General features: G+C 61.4%; 17 protein-coding genes. 10 read left to right on the top strand and 7 right to left on the bottom strand.

The annotated features are described in order from the left end of the window. Positions 1 to 4 precede the first annotated feature (4 nt). The 8 genes from fliF to JNJ45_03590 are packed head-to-tail and all read left to right on the top strand — an operon-like array spanning position 5 to position 7,025. A complete protein-coding gene (gene fliF, locus JNJ45_03625) occupies positions 5 to 1,717 on the top strand; it encodes a flagellar M-ring protein FliF (protein MBL8047752.1) in 1,713 nt (570 codons plus the stop codon). Beyond that, on the top strand, positions 1,714 to 2,724 hold the full coding sequence (fliG, locus tag JNJ45_03620; GenBank protein MBL8047751.1) for a flagellar motor switch protein FliG: 1,011 nt from the start codon (positions 1,714 to 1,716) through the stop codon (positions 2,722 to 2,724). Before fliF ends, fliG begins: the two co-directional genes overlap by 4 nt. Then, entirely contained in the window at positions 2,717 to 3,391 is a 675-nt protein-coding gene (locus tag JNJ45_03615) for a hypothetical protein (GenBank protein MBL8047750.1), read from the top strand. The genes fliG and JNJ45_03615 overlap by 8 nt, the downstream gene beginning before the upstream one ends. Next, positions 3,388 to 4,710, top strand: coding sequence for a FliI/YscN family ATPase (locus tag JNJ45_03610; protein MBL8047749.1), 1,323 nt, complete (start codon positions 3,388 to 3,390; stop codon positions 4,708 to 4,710). Before JNJ45_03615 ends, JNJ45_03610 begins: the two co-directional genes overlap by 4 nt. Beyond that, positions 4,703 to 5,125 (top strand): flagellar FliJ family protein, encoded by a 423-nt coding sequence (locus JNJ45_03605; GenBank protein ID MBL8047748.1) that lies wholly within the window; start codon positions 4,703 to 4,705, stop codon positions 5,123 to 5,125. Before JNJ45_03610 ends, JNJ45_03605 begins: the two co-directional genes overlap by 8 nt. After that, the gene (locus JNJ45_03600; protein MBL8047747.1) at positions 5,095 to 5,745 is read left to right on the top strand and encodes a lytic transglycosylase domain-containing protein; all 651 of its coding nucleotides are present in this window, start codon (positions 5,095 to 5,097) and stop codon (positions 5,743 to 5,745) included. The genes JNJ45_03605 and JNJ45_03600 overlap by 31 nt, the downstream gene beginning before the upstream one ends. After that, positions 5,742 to 6,200, top strand: a complete 459-nt coding sequence (locus JNJ45_03595) for a hypothetical protein (GenBank protein MBL8047746.1) — start codon at positions 5,742 to 5,744, stop codon at positions 6,198 to 6,200. Before JNJ45_03600 ends, JNJ45_03595 begins: the two co-directional genes overlap by 4 nt. Before the next feature lie 18 nt (positions 6,201 to 6,218). Next, positions 6,219 to 7,025, top strand: a complete 807-nt coding sequence (locus tag JNJ45_03590) for an alpha/beta hydrolase (protein ID MBL8047745.1) — start codon at positions 6,219 to 6,221, stop codon at positions 7,023 to 7,025. Positions 7,026 to 7,191: 166 nt separating this feature from the next. On the opposite strand, the gene tkt is transcribed toward JNJ45_03590, so the two are convergent. After that, complete coding sequence (gene tkt, locus JNJ45_03585) at positions 7,192 to 9,132, bottom strand: transketolase (protein MBL8047744.1); 1,941 nt, start codon at positions 9,130 to 9,132, stop codon at positions 7,192 to 7,194. A gap of 122 nt (positions 9,133 to 9,254) precedes the next feature. Between tkt and JNJ45_03580 the strand changes: the two genes are divergently transcribed. Both JNJ45_03580 and JNJ45_03575 read left to right on the top strand, forming a co-directional pair. Continuing rightward, complete coding sequence (locus JNJ45_03580) at positions 9,255 to 10,322, top strand: lytic transglycosylase domain-containing protein (GenBank protein ID MBL8047743.1); 1,068 nt, start codon at positions 9,255 to 9,257, stop codon at positions 10,320 to 10,322. Between the two features lie 48 nt (positions 10,323 to 10,370). Beyond that, positions 10,371 to 10,820, top strand: a complete 450-nt coding sequence (locus tag JNJ45_03575) for a nuclear transport factor 2 family protein (GenBank protein MBL8047742.1) — start codon at positions 10,371 to 10,373, stop codon at positions 10,818 to 10,820. Here JNJ45_03575 and JNJ45_03570 read toward each other — a convergent pair. Genes JNJ45_03570 through JNJ45_03545 form a run of 6 tightly spaced genes read right to left on the bottom strand, consistent with a single transcriptional unit; the run spans position 10,804 to position 19,554 of the window. Beyond that, entirely contained in the window at positions 10,804 to 12,114 is a 1,311-nt protein-coding gene (locus tag JNJ45_03570) for an FAD-dependent oxidoreductase (GenBank protein MBL8047741.1), read from the bottom strand. The two genes, JNJ45_03575 and JNJ45_03570, sit on opposite strands and share 17 nt — an antisense overlap. After that, a complete protein-coding gene (locus JNJ45_03565) occupies positions 12,108 to 13,787 on the bottom strand; it encodes a carboxypeptidase (protein MBL8047740.1) in 1,680 nt (559 codons plus the stop codon). The genes JNJ45_03570 and JNJ45_03565 overlap by 7 nt, the downstream gene beginning before the upstream one ends. Before the next feature lie 45 nt (positions 13,788 to 13,832). Continuing rightward, positions 13,833 to 16,979, bottom strand: a complete 3,147-nt coding sequence (locus tag JNJ45_03560; GenBank protein ID MBL8047739.1) for a PD40 domain-containing protein — start codon at positions 16,977 to 16,979, stop codon at positions 13,833 to 13,835. A 42-nt stretch (positions 16,980 to 17,021) separates the two neighbouring features. Beyond that, on the bottom strand, positions 17,022 to 17,237 hold the full coding sequence (locus JNJ45_03555) for a hypothetical protein (GenBank protein ID MBL8047738.1): 216 nt from the start codon (positions 17,235 to 17,237) through the stop codon (positions 17,022 to 17,024). A 53-nt stretch (positions 17,238 to 17,290) separates the two neighbouring features. Beyond that, entirely contained in the window at positions 17,291 to 17,944 is a 654-nt protein-coding gene (locus JNJ45_03550; GenBank protein ID MBL8047737.1) for a dienelactone hydrolase family protein, read from the bottom strand. Between the two features lie 14 nt (positions 17,945 to 17,958). Continuing rightward, the gene (locus JNJ45_03545) at positions 17,959 to 19,554 is read right to left on the bottom strand and encodes a DUF4127 family protein (protein MBL8047736.1); all 1,596 of its coding nucleotides are present in this window, start codon (positions 19,552 to 19,554) and stop codon (positions 17,959 to 17,961) included. Position 19,555 lies beyond the last annotated feature (1 nt).

Raw genomic sequence — 19,555 nt, 5'->3', positions numbered from 1 at the left:
TGACATGGCCGCATTATTATTGAGATTAAGAACGTGGTGGGAAACCGCAGATCGCACCCAGAAAGTGGTGACGATCTTCGGCAGCCTGCTGCTGGTTGTCATCTTGGGGGCAACGGTGTTTTTCGCCGGACGACCCAAGATGGAGGTGTTGTTCCGCGACCTGAGCCCGCAAGAGCAGGCTTCGGTGGTGGATGAACTGACGAAGGCGGGGATTCAACTCGAATACGACCGCTCGGGTCTGGTTTCGGTGCCTTCCAACAAGATCGCCGAAGCGCAAGCCAAGCTCGCCAGTTCGGGCAAGTTGCCGACCAGCGGCCACCTTGGCACCTCGGAACTCGCCAACATCGGACCGATGGGAAGCGATGCGGTTACTCAGCGCCGATTGCTGGCCATTCAAGAAGGACAAATCGCGAGTTCCGTCGAGCAGATCCAAGGCGTCCAGCAAGCCGAAGTCCACGTGACGCTCGGCGAAAGTTCGCCGTTCGCTCGCAGCGAGAGCGCGGCCAGCGCGAGCGTCATCCTCACCGAATCGGCCAACAACCCCATTTCCGCCGAAGCCGCTTCGGCGATCAAGAACCTCGTCGTGCGCGCCGTTGATCGGCTCGACGCAAAGAACGTTTCGATCATCACCAACACGGGGCGCACTCTGTTTGATGGCGCGGAGCAAGAGTCTGGTCAAGGTTTGGCCAGCGCTCGCCTCGTCGCCGAATCCACCGAATCCCGTCGCCGCGAGCGAAGTCTGCAACAACGACTCGACGCCATCCTCGGCCCGGGCAACGCGATTGTCAGCGTGCCCGTGCTCGAAATGAACTTCGACACCAAAACCGAAGAGAAGGTCGAGCGCAACCCGAGCGAGGGCCCTATCGCCGTGGAGACCGCGAAGGAGAGCATGAACGGCTCGGGTTCGGCGAGCACCGGTGTGGCCGGCGCGCCAAGCAATTTGCCCGAAGCCGCGAATGGCGCGGGTGCCCGCACCGACTCTTACGGCAACGAGGTCACGAGCAAGTCGTGGGAGATCAACGAGACCAAAACCAAGACCGAGAAGGCGACCGGCAACCTGACCAAACTAGCCTACAACGTCGTGGTGAACACCGACAAGGTGAAGAATCTTGACACGGTGAAGGAAGCCGTGCGCGCCGAGCTTGGCCCGTTCGCTCAGGACAGCACCAACTTTACGTTCAACGTGACCGGCATGGCCTTTGATAAGACCGTGACCGAGGCCGCCGCCAAGAGCACCGCGGCCAGCGCGAGTGCCGCCAAGATGCAGCAAATGATGTCGCTGCTTCCGGTGGGCGCCCTGCTTCTGGTGGGCTTCATGGTGGTTCGCGCCATCAGCAAGGCGAGCCGAGCGCAAAACGTGCTCGTCGCTGCCTCGGCCGGAGGTTCGATGCAGCAGCTTGAGCTTGGGTCGCCGACGCACGCGCTGATCCCCGGTGATCAAGAGCAGCACCTGTATACCGACCCCGAAACTGGCGAGCAACGGGTGATCTCGCCGATGGAAGCGCAGAGCCTCCCGGCGGGCACGAACACCACCGTGATTCGTGGTACGGGCAGCACCGAAATGGTGCTCGAACGCGCCACCGCCGACGAACTTCAGATCGAAGCGATCCCCGACCGGCTCAACTTGCCGCTCGAACAGCTTCGCCGATTTAGTGTTGAAAAGCCCGACAAGGTGGCCTTGCTTCTGAAGAGCTGGGTGCTTGAGGATGGACGATGAGAAAAGCCGCAGAACTAACCAATAAGCGCAAGGCCGCAATCTTGCTGACCGCCCTCGGGGCCGACGCCGCCGCGTCGGTGATCACTCACCTTTCGGAAGACCAGATCGAAATCCTTTCGCTGGAACTCGCTCGCCTGGAGCGAATCTCACCGGAAACCCGCGAGAACGTGATCATGGAGTTCCACAGCCTGGCCACGGCGCAAGACTTCATCGCCGAAGGCGGGGTCGAGAACGCACAAAAGATTCTGGAAGTAGCCTTTGGCGAAGAACGGGCCAAGAACATTATCCAAAAGATTGTGTCGGCCATGCAGGTGGTGCCGTTTGAGTTTCTTAAGCGCGCCGACCCGCAACAGCTGCTGACCTTTATTCAGGATGAGCACCCGCAAACCATCGCCATGGTGCTCGCCTACCTGCCGATGGCTCAGGCGGCGGCGGTTCTCGGCAAGTTGCCGCAAGACCTCCGCGCCAACGTCGCGGCGCGCATCGCCGAGATGGAGCAAACCCCGCCGGACGTGATCCGCCGGGTTGAGCAGGTTCTCGAAAAGAAGGTGTCGAGCCTCATCAGCCAAGACATGTCGAAGGCGGGCGGGCCCAAGGCCCTGGTTGACTTGCTCAGCAAAGTAGACCGCACCACCGAGCGGCAAGTGCTGGAGAGCCTTTCCGAGAGCAATCCCGAGCTCGCCGAAGAGATCAAGAACATGATGTTCGTGTTCGAAGACTGTATCTCGCTCGACGACCGCGCGATCCAAGCCGTGCTCAAGGAAGTGGATGGTCGCGAGCTTGCCACCGCCCTCAAGTCGGTGAAGCAAGAAGTGCGCGACAAAATCTTTACCAACATGTCCGAGCGCGCCGTGAAGATGCTCAAGGAAGACATGGAATTCATGGGGCCGGTCAAGCTCAAGGTCGTGGAAGAGGCCCAGCAGAAGATCGTGGCCGTCATCCGCCGCCTCGAAGAAACCGGCGAAATCACGATCGACCGAGGTTCGGAAGAAGACGCGTATGTTTAATCCCAGCGACACGCAGCCGCGCGTCACGCGGACATTCGCCGAGATTTTGGGCCAAGCCCCCGTGGGTAACGTGATCAAAGCCGACGCCGACAATCGCCTCGTCACCCGCCGCGAGCGAATTATCGAGGAAGCGCGATTGCAGGGCTATAACGCCGGCTTCGAGCAAGGCCGCCGCGAGGGTGTCGAGGTCGGCACGGCCCAGGCGTTCGCTCAAACCGAGGAGGAACGCCAAGCGCTGATCACGCAGCAAGTCGATCAGTTTGCGCAAGACCTCGACCAGATGGGTCAGGACATGCGCGCCGCGATGCAGCAGTGGTTTGTGCAAGCCGAGCAGCAATTGGGACGCGTGGCCGTGATGGCCGCCGGACGATTGCTGCGCAAAGAGCTGGATGAAAACCCCGAAGTGGTGATTGACATCGTCCGCGAAACAATTAAGGAAGTGACCCACGCCCAAGAGGCGCGGATCATGGTCAACCCGTTTGACCTTAAGTTTTTGATGGGCCGCGAGGACGAGCTCAATCGCCTTGCCCCGACCATCCGCGAGGTGAGCATCGTCGGCAGCGACGACGTGATCGCGGGTTGCCGCATCGAATCGGATGGCGGCGCGATTGACGCCCGCCTGGAAGAAGGCTTGCGCAAGCTCGTTGCCGAGGTGATGGGCCGATGATGACCGTTCCGAACCCGAGCTTTACGAGCGTGCGCGAGGCGGCCGAGCACTTCCCTATTCTCGCCGTGTCAGGACGCGTCACGCAAGTGGTGGGTTTGGTGGTCGAATCCAATGGTCCGAACTCGCGCGTCGGCGATCTTTGTCTCATCGAATCGCTCGACCATGAGCACATCGCGGCGGAGGTCGTAGGATTCCGCGGCGACCGCACGTTGCTCATGCCACTCGGCGATATGACCGGCATCCGCGCTGGCTGCTTGGTCCATGCGACCGGCGGCTGTTTGAGCGTGCCGGTGGGCGGCGACCTTTTGGGCCGCACGCTGAACGGTCTCGGCGAGCCGATTGACGGTGGCGCGCCGCTTGCATCGCGCAAGCGATATCCCGCCTGGGCCGCTCCACCGAACGCCTTGGAGCGACAAATGATTGAGCGTCCGTTTTTCACCGGCGTCAAGGCGATTGACTCGGTGCTTACCATGGGCATAGGCCAGCGCATCGGCATCTTCGCCGGTTCGGGCGTCGGTAAGTCCACCCTCATGGGCATGATCGCCCGCAACGGCGGCGCCGATATCAACGTCATCGCGCTGGTCGGGGAACGGGGCCGCGAGGTCCGCGAGTTTATCGCCAATGACCTGGGACCCGAAGGCATGGCGCGCTCGGTAGTGGTCTGCGCGACCTCCGACGAGCCCGCGCTCATGCGAATTAAGGCGGCGCTCACGGCGACCGCGATTGCCGAGTTCTTTCGAGATCAGGGCCAAAGCGTGATGCTGATGATGGACTCCGTGACCCGCTTTGCGATGGCTCAGCGCGAGGTCGGATTGGCCACCGGCGAGCCGCCCAGCACCAAGGGCTACACACCCAGCGTGTTCGCGCTGCTGCCCAAGCTCATGGAGCGCGCCGGTTGCGGACGACAAGGCGCAATTACGGCGATTTACACCGTTCTGGTGGACGGCGACGACACCAATGAACCGATTGCCGACGCCGCCCGGGGGATTTTGGATGGCCACTTTGTGCTCAACCGCAAGCTCACCAGTCGCGGGCACTATCCGCCGCTCGACGTCATGGGCAGCCTCAGCCGGGTTATGCCGATGGTCACGTCGGCCGAGCACGTCCGCGCGGCAAATCACCTGCGCGAGTTGGTCGCGGCTTACAACGACGTGGAGGACCTCGTGAGCATCGGCGCGTACAAGGCGGGCACCCGCCCCCTCGCCGACGAAGCGATTGCCAAGTGGGACATGATCAACCAACTTCTCCGCCAGGCCAAGGACAGCCGCTCGACTTATGCCGAATCGCAGCAAATGCTGCTGGAGATCGCCGGTGCGTAAATTCGAATTTCGCCTCGCTAAGGTGCGCGAGTTCCGTCACGCCGTGGAGGAGCAAATGAAGGCCGAGTGGCAGGAAGTCCAGCGTCGGGTCGCCGAGGCCGAGGACATTCTCAAGCGCCAGAACCATCAGCTTCATTGCACCAAAACGGAGCCGGCCACCTCGCTGATCGACCTCAAAAACCGCGAGGCCGTTATCCAAAAGCTCTGGGACGATATCAGCGCGCAAGAAGCGATCATCGCCATCATTCAGCACGACGAGGAGGAAGCGCGCCTGGCTTGGCTAGAAAGCAAAAAGGAAGCCAAAGCCCTTGATGCCCTCTACGATCAAGCTCGCGCCGAATACGATCTCTCGGTCGTTCGCCACGAACAGGCGGAACTGGACGAATGGTCAACCATGCGGAGGAAAGCCGCGTGAAGATTTCGCTCCGCGGATATGAAGGCGCGCAGCAGCGCATGTCCGAGATTCGCGCCCGCATGAACGGACGTTTCGGCACCTACGAGGGTAGCCTCGCGAGCCCCAGCGTCAACGAAAGTGGCCGCCCGACTTTGTCGGGGTCCATCGGCGCGGCGAACCGTGCGGATATCGCCGAGGACACGTCGCCGATGAGCCCATTCGCGCCAGGAACCCAGGTCGCCGTAGACCGCGCGCCGGTGCAACTGCGTGCGATGATTAACGACGCCGCCAGCAGCGCGGGCGTGGACATGGAGTTATTCGAAGCGCTCATTGGTCAGGAGTCCAATTACAACTCCGCGGCTCGCTCGGGAGCGGGCGCCATCGGTCTCGCTCAACTCATGCCGGACACCGCCAAAATGCTCGGCGTCGATCCGCAGGATCCGGCGCAAAACCTCAAGGGCGGCGCGAAGTATTTGCGGCAAATGATTGACCAGTTTTCGGGGAATGTCGAGCTTGGCCTTGCGGCCTACAACGCCGGCCCCGGTGCGGTGAAGCGCTATGGCGGCATCCCGCCGTTCAAAGAAACTCAGGACTACGTTCGCAAGGTCCTCGCCCGCTATCAATCGATTCGTAAGCCATGAAGAAAGTCATCATCATCGCGATTCCGGTGCTCCTGCTTGTGGCGGGGGGCGCGGTTTTTGGTCTGGCCAAAATGGGCAAGATCAATATCCCGGGCGTGACCCCCAAGAAGCCCGTCGCCAAAACCAAAGGGCCAGTGAAACCCAAGGTCGAAGTCGCGAAGAAAGAAGAACCACCCAAGGCGGTGGAAGAACCCAAACCGGCGCCAAAGCCGACGCACAAGATTGACCCCGAAAAGGGCGCCAAGAAGCTGGCCAAGTACTGGAACGAGATCAGCCCGGCTTCGCTGGTGGGCATCGTGAAGGGTTGGAAGCCCGCCGAGGCCGCGCGCGTGGTGGCAGCGATGGACCCCGAAAAAGCGTCGGCTTTGCTAAGCCAACTCGACCCGAAGACGCTGGAGATTATCAGTCGCGAAATTCAAAAGCAAGGCAGCCTGGTGCCCATCACCGAGGGATAACTGGCGTAGAATAGCGTCATGCTATCGCTCTTCGCGTTCGTAATCCTGCAGCCCCGTGTTGACGTTCAAAAGAACGTTGTATACCGGGAGATTGCGGGCGAAAAGCTCATGTGCGATATCTATCGCCCCACGACTCCGGGCCGCAAAAAGGCGGTCGCCGTGTTCCACGGCGGCGCGTGGGTTGCCGGGCAGCGGCAAGACATGGCCCCGCTTTGCGAGAAAATCGCGAGCGAAGGCATGGTCGCGATCACGTTTCAATATCGCCTCGCGCCGAAGCACAAGTGGCCTTCGATGCGCGAAGATGCGCTGGCCGCGATCCAGTGGATTCGCGCAAACGAAGGCAAGTACGACCTCGATGTGCGCCAAATCGGCGCGCTAGGCGCCAGCGCCGGAGCGCACCTGGCCATGCTTACCGGCTATTTGCCGACCGCGCCGGGCAAGTATTCCTCGCGCACGCAGGCGATCATCAATTTCTTTGGCCCCACCGATATGGCCGTGGATTATCCCGCCTCGGTGGACGCGCTCTACTTCCTGGTGCTCGGCAAGAAGCGCGCCGACGCCGCGCAGGAGATTTTTGAAGCGTCGCCGGTGAAGTTTGTGGATCGCGGTGATGCGCCCACCTACACGATGCACGGCAAGATGGATCAGGTGGTGCCGTTTAAGCAAGCTGAACGCCTGCAAGAGGCCCTGGCGGGCGCCCGCATCGACCGCAAATTCCACCCGATTGACAACATCGGGCACGAACTACCGGTGACCAACGCCGAAGTCGTGCAATCGATCAACGAGAGCATGCTCTGGCTCAAGAAGTATCTTCGCGTTCGCTAGTCGCGTCGTCCTGCGCCTGGATTCGTTGCCAAATCTGCACGAGGTCATCGTCCTCAAAGTGGTCGGTTTCGGGTTCTTCCAGGTCAAGTAAAAAAACGCGCGGGTCTTCGGTCATGCATGTTTGATTCCCGAAAACCCGCGCCGTTCGCCCCGTAGGAACTCTGGACTACACGCGAACCGCGGCGACCACGTTCTCCACGGTAAAGCCGAACTTCTCGAACAGCACAGGCCCGGGCGCGCTCGCGCCAAAGTGGTCGATTCCCACGTGCGCGTCGGCATACTTGGCCCAGCCGATGGTCGTTCCGGCTTCGATGGAAACCGTGCGGACACCGCGCGGCAACACCGATTCGCGGTATTCGCTTAGTTGCTGATCGAACAAGAACCAACTCGGCAAGCTGACCACGCGCGTTCCCGCGCCGAGTTGCTCGGCGGCCGCCAAGGCCAGCGCGACCTCGCTTCCCGTGGCCACCAAAATGGTCTCAAGTGGACCGGTCTCTTTGCGAAGGATGTAGCCACCCTGATGCGCGGGATGATCCTCGGAAAACGCGGGCGTGCAGATCGGCAACGCCTGTCGCGACGTGATGATCGCGGTCGGCGTCGTATTGCTACTGAGCGCCAGGTTCCACGCTACTGCAACCTCGTTGGCATCCGCCGGGCGGAACACGTTGAGGTTCGGGATGAGCCTCAAGCTCATGATCTGCTCGATCGGTTGGTGCGTCGGGCCATCTTCGCCGAGCCCAATGGAGTCGTGGCTGAAGTTGAAAATCGTCGGCTGGTGCATCAGCGCGGCGAGGCGCACACTCGGGCGACAGTAGTCGCTGAAAATAAGGAACGTGCCCGCAATCGCCTTGCCGCCGTGCAGCGTAATGCCGTTCGCCGCGGCCGCCATGGCATGCTCGCGTACGCCATAGTACACGTTGCGCCCGAGGTGGTTGTCACGCTGAAACCCGGACTCGCCCTTTTGATTCGTGAACACGTTTTCGGTGAGGTCGGCGGAGCCGCCGAGCAGAACCGGCACCTGACTGGCAATCGCGTTGAGCACCGCCGCGCTTGCGTTTCGAGTGGCAATCGGCTTGTCAAAGGTCGGCAACTGACTCCAATCCAGTTGCAGTTCGCCGCTCAAAAACGCGGCGAGTTCTTGGCCAAGTTCCTCGTTCACCGCGACAAAGGCGTCGGCCTTGGCTTGCCACTCGGCTTCCCATTCGGCAAAGCGCGGCGCGCGGCAATAATCCAGCGCATCTTGCGGGCAATAGAATTCTTCGGGCGGCAAACCAAGCGCATCCTTGGTGGCGCGGAGTTCATCCGGCCCGAGCGGAGAGCCATGCGCCGCCGACTTTCCGGCCTTATTGGGGCTGCCATAGCCGATGGTGGTGCGCGCAATGATGATGCTCGGCTTGTCGGTCATCGACTTGGCGGCTTCTAGCGCAGTATCCACCGCGGCCATATCCATGCCGTCAATCCGCTGCGTGTGCCAGCCTAGCGCGCTGAACTTGCGCTCAGTGTCCTCGGTAAACGCGAGGTCGGTGCTACCGTCAATCGTCACCTTGTTATCGTCGTAAAGCCAGATCAACTTGCCCAACGCGAGGTGCCCGGCGAGGCTGGCCGCTTCCTGCGCAATGCCTTCCATCAGGTCGCCATCGCCGCACAACACGTAAGTGAAGTGATCAAAGACGCCGGGGAACTTGGCCGCCGTGTACGCCTCAGCGATCGCCATGCCGACGCTGGTCGCGCAGCCTTGACCGAGCGGCCCCGTCGCCATTTCGACGCCTTGGGTGTGGGTGTTTTCGGGGTGGCCGGGGGTAATGCTTCCCCACTGGCGGAAGTTCTTGAGGTCATCCATCGACATGTCGTAGCCGAACATGTGGAGCAGCGAATACAGCAGCATGCTGCCGTGGCCAGCGGAAAGGATAAAGCGGTCGCGATCCATCCACTTCGGGTTCGCCGGGTTGTGCTTCAAGTGGTGTCGCCACAGTTGAAACGCCATCGGCGCGGCGCCCATCGGGAGACCAGGGTGGCCCGAATTTGCCCGCTGGACCGCGTCCATCGAGAGTCCGCGAATGACATTTACGCAAAGAAGATCAAGAGAGGTGGGAGCCGCCGCCAGCATGCCAATAGGGTACCAGTTTTGGGCTCAAATCCCCCGAAAAGTTGCAGGGAATCCGCGCACTTTGGCCCACTCAACCCGTCCTCAACTTGAAAACCAATATGTTTTTGCGATACGATAGAGGAGTGAGCTGGCCCCTGCCGAAATTGGCCCTGGTTTTTGGGGCGTGTTGCGCCATGAGCGTGGCCTTCTCGCAGGCGAGCACCTACGCCGCTGTGGCCGCCAAGCACAAGGTCCACGGATTCGTTTCCGCAAAGGCTCTCGCCGAGGCCAAGGGCACCAAAATTGTGCAATTTCAAGGCACGATTAGTGGCTTCATGCAGAGCGACGAGGGCGCAACAATCCCCTTCGTCACGCCCGACGGGTTGTTCCTCACGATTCAGAGCAAGACCGCCGCTGAGTGGATGCGCGCTGGCAGCGTCACTTCGCGCGTGATCGTCCGCATCTCGCGCGAAAACGAGTACGGCAATTGGTCGGCGACCCTCCTCGCGGCCATGGCCAGCGACCTCAAATCCGAGGTGGTCGTGCCGACTACGGCGGCCAAACCAGCCGCGCCGATGCAAAAGTCGCTGTCGAGCCGCAGCAATTCGAGCCGCTCGGGCCGACCCGCGCCGATGCAAGGCAGCATTCCTCCGCGCGAAACCGCGACCGCCAAGCCCACGCCGAAAGTCGCCGTGATGAGTCGCCCGATGGCGTGGAATGAGGCCGCCGACGAGGCGCTGCCGATTTACGTGCAGTTCATTCGCCGCGAGAACAAGAAACTCGCCCTGAAGGATGCCGAAGAAATCGCTCGCGCGATCCTCGGGTTCAGCCTGAAACATGGCGTGGATGCCCGCCTCATCATGGCGGTCGTCATCACCGAAAGCAATTTCCGCCCCGGCACCGTCAGCCGCGCTGGCGCGATGGGCCTGGGCCAACTGATGCCGGTGAACGTGCGCGAGCTCGGAATCTCAGACCCGTTTGACCTCACCGAAAACCTGTACGGCACGATCAAACTGATCCGTGGCCACCTTGATAAGTACAGCAAAAAGCACTCCGACTTGGACACGATCCTCACCCTGAGTCTGGCCGGGTACAACGCCGGCGACGGCGCGGTGCGCAAGTACGGCGGCGTGCCGCCCTACCGCGAAACCCAGAATTACGTCCGTAAGGTGACGAAGCTGTACCGAGAACTCTCGGGAATCAAGGACTAAAGCCTCTGCCGGGAACGATCTGGCCCCCGCGCCAGTAGCTTGCCGGTGATGATCACCTCTCTCGCCTTATCCACTGCTCTCCTCTCCGCCACTTTGTCGCCGGAAGCCGAAGTCGAAGCAACGCTCAAGACGTTCTATGCGGCCACATTTCGTTACGACGCGCCCCTGCTAGAGCGCCTCACCGCGCCGGACTTCTTTGAGATTTCGCCGCTCGGAGAGTTCGATTCGCGCGACAAGTTTCTCGGGTTCTACCGAGTTCCGGACAGTCAACGTACGGCCACGCCGATTGATTGCAGCCTCAAGTTTGAACGGATCAGCTTTCCCGCCAAGAACGTGGCCGTCGGGGTGTACCGCCTCAGCCTCGTGCTCCAGCGCGACCCGAAGGAGGTGAAGTTCGATCTGGCGGTCACCGCGAGCCTCCGCAAGCAAGGCAAAGACTGGCAACTAGTAAGCCACCAACTCACGCCGATACGTCCGAAAGCTACTCCGGGACGCTAAGGTCGAGCTTGGCGGCCAACCGGTCGTATGGAACCTCGCGAGCCGCGAACCCCTCGGCGGCGGCGATTGCCGCCGCCACACCCGCCGCCTCGCCTAGGCTGCGACAGACCGGCTGAATGCGGATGCTGCTTTGGGCGACAAAGTCGGCGCTTAGACAGCGCCCCGCGACCCAAAGATTGCGCACTCCGCGCACAACAATCGCCTCGTACGGCACGTCGTGCCAGTCGCCCTTGGGCATATGGCGGAAGTCCACGCCGAAAACCAGGTGAATGTCCACCGGGTAACGATTGCGCGCGACCGGGTTCGGAAACTTGCGGCAAGATTGGTGGTCGGCGGCGGTTACGATGTACTCGCCGACCACGCGGCGACTCTCGCGGATTCCCATGAGCGGGGCGATGCCGCTGACAAACGCGTCGCCAAACCCCGGAAACCACCGCCGCAAGAACGTCGCGATGCGATAAATCTTCGCTCGCCCAACTTGGTAGGCGCGGCTGAGTTCGAGCGCGTCGAGGGGGTCCAGCCCGGCGATCCGCGGCGCGTTAAACGCGAGTTCGCCGGGCCGTCCGTTCATGGTGAAAAACTGGAAGTAGCCGAGGTCGTCTTCCTGCAGCACGCCTGCCGCAATGCCTTCGCGAACCCAATCGCCGAGTACCGGCGCGGTTTTTGCCTCCCCAAATCCGAGCTCAACATGTTGCTCATGATTGATGCCGAAGTGCGCAAACCCGGCCCGCATGGCGGCGATATCCACGTTGCCCATCGTAAATCGCAGGGTCATCGGTTGGTGCGCGCCGTCTTCGTTGCCGCCCATCATCTCCGCTCCCGCGAGCCGACTCAACTCGCCGTCGCCGCTGCAATCAATGAAGGTTTTCGCCTCAATCCACAACCGGCCTTGGCGCGTCGCGACCTCAATCGCCTCAACCACGTCGCCGTTTTTGCGCACGTCAATGAGCGTGGCGTTGAACAGACATTCGGCTCCGGCAGCGGAGGTCAGCTGATCAAGCACGTAGGCCAGATAGATCGGGTCGTACCACACGTCGCCGTGCGAGGTGCCGTCTTCACTCGAAGGCTGGGCGACGTTCTGCTCGCGAATAATGTCCAGGTTCACGCCTCGGTTGAGTTTGAACTCGCCCAGGTAGTTCGGCATCATCGGCGTCACCCAACCGTTCGCCTGGGTGCCGCCGAGCGACCCCAGTTGCTCAACGATCAGCGTGCGCGCGCCCTGTCGGGCGGCGGCAATTCCGGCGGCCGCGCCCGCGGTGCCGCCGCCCACCACCACCACGTCGTACGCTAGCAAGAGACCGAAATCTCCACTCGACCCGCCTTATCGTGTTGCGCCACCACGCGATACTCGCCGGGCTCGGAGACCACCCACTCGAACACCACCATGTCGTCGGTCGCGTTCATCTGCCAGCCAAATCCGCCCGCCGTAACGTGCGACCAACCGGTCAGTTCGGGGCCAACTTTGCGCACGTCTCCGCTCGCGAGCCAACCCAAATCGGTGCGACCCGGCTTCGAAATCTCGCCGACCACGCCGCGCGTGACTTTCTTCTTGCGACCGGTTTCGGTGACGAAACTAGGCAGGTAGCCGGTGTTCATGAACGCCGCGCGAATGCGCCACGATCCGCCGAGGTCGTCCACGAGCGTGTCGCGCCATTCGAGCTTCGGCGAGGCCAGCGCCTGCCAAATCACCCAGTCGGCGTGCGGCGCAACTTCGGCCTCCAGATACTTGGGCGGCGGATTGCGGAACGCGTAGTGCGGGTCCCAACCGCCGAGCTCAATCTGCCCTAGTTGCGGGTGCTCAAAGGCGTACCAGTCGATGTAGCCGTTGCCGTCGAGCTTCTCGTCGCTCCACTTGAGCATCTTGATGTCGTCCTCAAACGGGTGGTCGCGGAACCAATCGATGTACTTGTAGTCGGTGATACCCGCCTGACGTTGCGGGCTCCAAAGCTCCGTGGTCCAGGCGATGATCCCACGGTGCTCCAGCGCCCAGTCATCGAACACGCCGGTGATCACCTCCTTGGGGTGATACTTGAACTCGTGGTAGTTGCTGATCGCCGGGTAGCCGGTCATCTCCTCGCCCACCTTGCCAAATTCTTTGTAGATCCACAGGTCTTCGGCGGGCATGTCGTCGTCGGCAAAACGGCTCGGCGGACGCAAGTGAACGCCGCTAAACGTGTGGAAGGTCACCGCGCCACAAATGTTGGGGCGATCGCAAATGGCTTGCACCGCGGCCCGGATTTCGGGTTCGCTCGTAGGGAACGGCCCGGCGCCATACTGCTCGCTTTCCGTCCGCCACGCACTTGGGAAGTTGCGGTTCATATCCAGCCCTTGCTGAATCTTGCGACCGCGCATGGTGATTCCGTCGAAGTTTTGGAACAACCCCTCGGGCATCACGCGGTAGAACTGCTTCCCTACTTCACCCGGCTTGCGGCGGCGTAGCAACCGAGGCTCAGTTTCGTCAATGACCCACGCGCCGTTGGGATCCGGCACGCGCATGTTGAGCACGCGGCCATCGCCATCCACGTCTTCCCGTTCCAGACCGTAAGGGTCCTCCTCGTTGTAGGGGTAGGGCCGGGTGCTGCTGCGCACGATTTTTGGCTTGTCGGCGAGCGCCCACTCCGCGCCGTCCGGGCCGAGTCGCGGCACCAAGTAGAACGCGCGCGAATCGAGCGCGCGGGTGATGGTTTCATCCTTGCCGAAACCCGTCACCAGTTTGTTGATGAGATACAAAACGGCGGTGGAAGCGCTGACCTCGCTTGCGTGAATGTTGCCGTCGCACCAAAATGCGGGCTTGGAATCGGCTGCGCCGGTGGCCGAGTTGGTCACCGTGACCAGCCAAATGTCGCGACCTTCAAACGAGTTTCCGATGCTCGTGAGCTCAATCAGTGCGGGATATTCGGCGGCGAATCCGCGCAGAAGTTGGGTGAGTTCATCGAACCGGTAGTACCGGTTAAAAGCGATCTCCATTGCCTCATTATGGGCAATGGAGATCAGCCTCGTTGGCGGTCGGCGTCAGCCGCGCTTGCCGCCGAGCAGCACGTCAATCGCCTTGGCGATCTGCGGGTCTTGACCGGCGAAGAACTGCTCCGGGGTCAGGTCCACTTCGTAGTCGGGACGTTGGCCGTTGTTCTCGATGGGCGTACCATCCATGCGGTACACGCCCGAACCCGGCATCCGGCCCGATGTTCCGTCCACCAGCGGCAAGCCGCTGGTCCAGATGACGTAACCCGGCGTGCGCTTGCCCACCAGTTTGGCGATGCCTCGCTGACGGGTCGCGTAGGGGAACATTTCGCCGTTGCTAAACGAGGCGTCGTCAAGCATCACCACGATCGGCACGTCAAACGCCATGCCCGGCGCGAGGAACGCTTCGCCGCCCCGATTTTGGTAGTAGCTGTGCGGGCGTCGCTCCAACATGTCAATCAGACGGTCGCTGATGTTGCCGCCGTTGTTGCCACGGCAGTCGATGATCATGCCCTTCTTGCCTTGAATGGCTTCCCAATATTCTTGGTTGAAGCGACCGAAGTCGCCTTCGCCCATCGCCGCCACATAAACGTAGCCAACGTTGCCGTTGCTCAGCTTATCCACGAGCTTGCGAGCGGCATCCAGATCGGCCTCTTCCATCAGGGCGTTTTGCTCGCCGCCAGAAATGCTGCGCAGCGTGACGTCGCGCGACTTGCCATCCTTGCCGGTGACGGTGAGCTTCAGGTCGCGAGCAACCTGGTCGTTCAGCACGTCGCGGAAGAACACTTCGCTGAGTTCGGCCGGCTTGCCATTCACCTTGGTGATCACCTCACCAGCTTCGAGCTTTGACTTTTTGTAGCTAGCCGGGGAGCGCGGGACGATCGCCGCAATGCGAATGCCCTGGCCGCTGAATCCATAGTCAAACGTCACGCCCATCATCGCCGTCGAAGCGCTGCGAACGCCCGGCGCGAATGCCGGTGAAACTTCCGAGTGGCTCGATTCGAGTTCGCCCGTCATCATGCCGAGGATCGTGGCCAATTCGTTGCGGTGCCCAACGCTGCTGAGCAGCGGTCGGTAGCGACGACCGATTTCAGCCCAGTCGCGACCGTGGAAGTGCGGATCGTAGAAGCTGCGGTTGTAGCTGCGCCAGAACTGCTGATAGGCCGCCTCGCGCTCGACTCGGATGTCGCGCGTCCAGTCGGCGCGGAAGCCGACGTTGGTTTGCGGAGCGCCCGGCGCGCGGTGATTGATGATCGCGAGCCCCCCGCTTCGCACGGCGTAGACCTGCTTGTTATCGCGGGTGAACGAGAAGCCGCTGAAGCCGCCCCCGCCCGTGAGCGGGCGTGCGCCCTCGCCGTCATATCCGGCGCGCCAGAGGTCGCCCGCGCGGATGAAGACGAGATCGCCATTTTCGGGATCGCTTTCCACACCGGTGGTTTCCCCGGCGATGAGTCGTCGCACGCGCTTGGCGGCTTCTTCAAAGTCAAAGCTCAGCTTCGGCGTTTCCTTCGGCTTTTCGAATTTGAGTTCGAGTTCGCCAACACGGGCTTCCTCACTCGCCAGCGGGAGAGCGTAAAGTCCTTGGCCGCTGCGGTCGCTTTGGAAGTACAGATACTTCCCGTCCGGACTCCAGGTGGGACCAAACTCGGCGGCGTTGATGCGCGAAACGTTGGTCGCCTTCTTGGTCGTGGTGTCCCACACCATGATGTTGCTTGCGTTTTGCCAGAAGTAGTAACCCGAGCGATTGATCTGGTCGGTGTACGCAATGTAGCGCTCGTCCGGCGACCAACTGTAATCGGTGTCGTCGCCAAACACGGCGGTCGGCTGGACCGGAATCACCTTGTCAATCTTGCCACTCGCGATGTTGTAGGTGTGCAAACCGGCGTGATCGCCCGTACCAACAAAGCTCAGCGAGGTGCCCTTCGGCATCAGCCGGAGGTTGGTGATGTCCTGGGCGAAACTGGTCACTGCCTTGGCCGCCTTGGTGGTCATGTCAATGACCCAAAGATTGACCGCGCCCGATTTGTCGCTCAGATAGAACAACTGCTTGCCATCCGCGCTGAGAATGGCGTTTCCGTCAATCCCTGCCCAGGTCGTCAGTTGGTTCGCGTCGTCGGAGTTGGGGCCCTTGACTTTCTTAACCGGGACTTCCCAAAGATCGTTGCGCAGGCCGAAGACGACAGTTTCGTTGTTGGCGCTGAGGGCCATTTCGGTCGCGCCGTTGGTAATGATCTGCCGATCTTCGAGCGTGGTCTTGTCATCCGCGCTGACCGTGAAGGTCACCTTCTTGGCTTCCGCGGAGCCGTCCGCCGGACCCACGAAGACCGAACCGTCTTTTTCGAACGCCATCCATTCGCCATCGGCGCTGACGGCCAAATAGCGGGCACCCGCGCCGCCAACAACCGAGGTGCGTGCCTTCGCCGCGCCGTTCAGACTCACTTGGTACACGTTGGGCGTGCGCTTGGCGTTGTCAGTGTAAGGCTTAAACGCCTCGTTGTACTTGCGCGAGCTCGGCGTGACCTCTGTGGCCGTGACCGTCAGCAACGAGTCGTTGCCAGCGAATCGCGTCCATAGGTGCTGGAAGCCGTTGTTGCGCACGACGGTGCGCTTGCCGGTCGCGACGTCGAGAACATTGATCTCGGCTCCGGCGCTGCCATTATAGCGAGGCCGCACAAACGGAAAGCCGTTGCGTTGGAAGACAATCTTGGTGCCGTCCGGGCTGAACGCCGGATTGCGAATGTCACGGATGTCGGTGAAATATTCCTTGAGCTTGCCGCCCGCGATGGCCACCGAATAAATCGACACCTTCCCCTTGTCGCGCAATCCGCGGAAAAGGATGGACTTGTTGTCCGGAGAGAAGTCGGTCGGCGCGTCGTTCGTGCTCATGTAGGTCACGCGCTGCGGGCGACCGCCATCGGCATCGACCACGAAAATGTCGAAGTTGCCGTAGCGGTTGCTGGCGAAGGCGATGGACTTGCCGTCGCGCGACCACACGGGGTTGTCGTCCATTTCCACGTGACTGGTCAGAGGAATCGCGCGGCCACCCTTGGCCGCGGCCACCCAGATGTCGCCGAGATAGCTAAACGCGATTTGCGAACCATCGGGGCTGAGCGACAAACTGCGGGCGCCGACGATGGGCTCGTTGGCGTGAGCAAAGGCCACTCCCAAGGCCAAGAGAAAACCTGTCGTTAGTTTCATGACTTTGCCATTTTGCCATGAAACCCGCGGGTTCAACGCGGGTTAAAGCTCAGTCGTAAGAACGAGGGCGTTGTGCGGGACATGCATGAGCGTCAGATCGCGCCGCGCCTGCATCAATTCGCGGAGCGAAGACACCACCAGATCGCGAGCCTCGTGCTCGGATTCCGCCTCGCAATAAGCACCGGGCACCTCGGGAATGTAAGCCGAGTAGCCGCCCGCCGCGCATGGTTCCACGATGATCGTGACCAATGATGCCATGAAAGGCATTGTAATCCAGACTCACTGAAAATCGAACAGTGAGAGATTAATATTTACAAGGTATGGCTCAAAAACCACTTGGGCAGGGCTTCTTCCATGTACGCCTTCTCCCAACTGTTGTGGCCAACCCCCGGATACAGCGTTAGCTTGGGCGTGGCGCCCGCCTCGCGAAGGGCTTCGACGGCGAGAATGCTTCCGCTGGGCTTAACTACATCATCGGTCGCGCCATGAAACGCCCAAAGCGGGATGTTGACCAGTTCCTTGGCTGCGGTCGCGGGATCGCACCAACCGCAAACCGGCGCAATCGCGGCAAAATGCCAGCGCAGTTTGGTCGCAAGCGCGAACGTGCCGTTGCCGCCTTGGCTCAGGCCGGTGAGATAGCGACGATGCGGATCGATGGCATACTCGCTTTCGACCTTCTCCAGCACTGCATTGAGAAAGTCGCGCTCCTCGGGCCAGAGTTCGGTTTCCTTGCGCTTTTGCGGCATCACGACGATGAACGGCCAGCGATCGCGGGCAAACAAAATGGAGCGCGGCACGCCGTGAATCAGCGGTTTGGTGCCATCTTCCCCGCTTTCGCCACGACCATGCAAGTGCAGAATCGCCGGGATCGGCTGGAGCGACTCGATCTCGCGCGGCACGTACACCATGAACGTGCGCAGTTCCCCGCGAAAGGTGATGTAACGCTCGACAAACCCATGAATCATGGAGTTACTATGACCTACTTTGCGGGTTCGGCTTTGAGGGCAAACGAGATGCGCACCTCGTAGGCGCGCGGCCACGGCAAGTTAACATCCACATCGGTGAGGTCGCTAACTTCCAACCGATCGCTCCCCGCGAAAAACTGGTTGCCGCGGAAGTACGTTTGGAAAGTCTGCTGCAAGCGTGTGGTCACGTCGCGCCGAACGAAGTCGTTGATGACATCAAACGCGTAGCCGTACACCTCCTCCTTCGCACCGCCTTGCTCGGTGAGGTCGCGGAGGCGATAGGCCTCGGGGCGGGTGTAGCGGTGGAACTCAAAATCGTTCACCAAGCGATGGAGCAAGAACGTCTGGCGCGCCATTTCGCGGTGCGCGGGATCGACATCGAGTTGGCGGGCCGTGAGATAAACCGACGCCGCCGGAATCGTCGTGCCGAGCGTGTTGCCGGCGGTGTTCCAACCGGCGTAGCCGAGCAGGCGTTGCGCGCGGCCTTGCTCCAGCATGAATTGGAACAATTCGGGGTCGCCGGTGCCTGTCTTGCCCAGGTTTGTATCGGCCACCGCCACCGGGAAGCCCTGCTCCACTTCTTGCGCCAACCGACCTTTGAACAGGCTCAGGTTTTCGGCGCTCGCGTTGGGCACGTTCACATAAAGCGAGTAGTCGAACGGCGCGCCGCTCTTGGCGACTTGACCTCCGCTCGCGACGATGGACTCCTCGACGCTTTTGTAGATGCCCTTTTGTTCGTAGGCCGGGATCGCGAGAATCTGGCTCGCGTCGGAGTAGACGATCCGCACCTTAGGCGACCAGTTTGCGGCCTGCGTGATCGCCCGGCTCACCAAAACATTGGCGTGCTGGTCAATGCCTTCGCAGAAATAGGTGCGGCTGGAGACGCTCAGGTTCGCGACCATCTGCCGCAGCTTAACGGTTTCGCTCACTTGCGGACCGAAGGGCTGGGCATCGTCTTGCCCAAAAATCATGTAGTCGTAAACGCCCGCCGCAACTTGGCGGCAGAGCTCGCGCTGAACCAGGTGGTTGCGCCGCCGGGCCGCGTAATACGCCGACAAACTTTGCGCGGGAATGCGCGTCTTGAGCCGCTCGATTTCGGTCTTCAGTTCGACCGTCGGCTCGACCTCGAGCTTCGAGCGCAAGACGGCCAGTTTGGCGAGGGCATCGCGCCACGGACGGGTGCGTTCGAGGGCGGTCGGGGCGATCCGCATAAGCGCGCCAAAGCCAAACACGCGCAAGTCCTTCGCGCCGCGTCGCCAGCTTTGGAAGCGTCGAATGCGCTGGATTGCTTGCTCGTACGTGCTCGCGGATTCTCGGCTGGCGATGAGGCCGCCGTAGGTCAGCATGTCGGTGCTCACAATCGCCGCCTCAAACTGCTTCGGGTCCTGCGTTTCCAGCCATCGGAGCACCGCATCGCTGTCTCCGGCGCTCGTGAACCGGCCCAGCAACTTGGCCGGCGGCAGAACCACTTCGACATCGGCGATCGCGCCGATCATTTGGGCAAACTGCCCGGTGGCGGGCCGATCGTCGATCGGAATGAGCAGGATGCGCGATTTGGCCGCACCACTTGCCCCGAGGGCGAACGCGACACTGCACCAAATCGATTTCATG

Source organism: Chthonomonas sp. (assembly GCA_016788425.1).
Taxonomy (GTDB): domain Bacteria; phylum Armatimonadota; class Fimbriimonadia; order Fimbriimonadales; family Fimbriimonadaceae; genus JAEURQ01.
The sequence above is the reverse complement of the archived record's forward strand: the minus strand, read 5'-3'. Positions and strand labels throughout refer to the sequence as shown.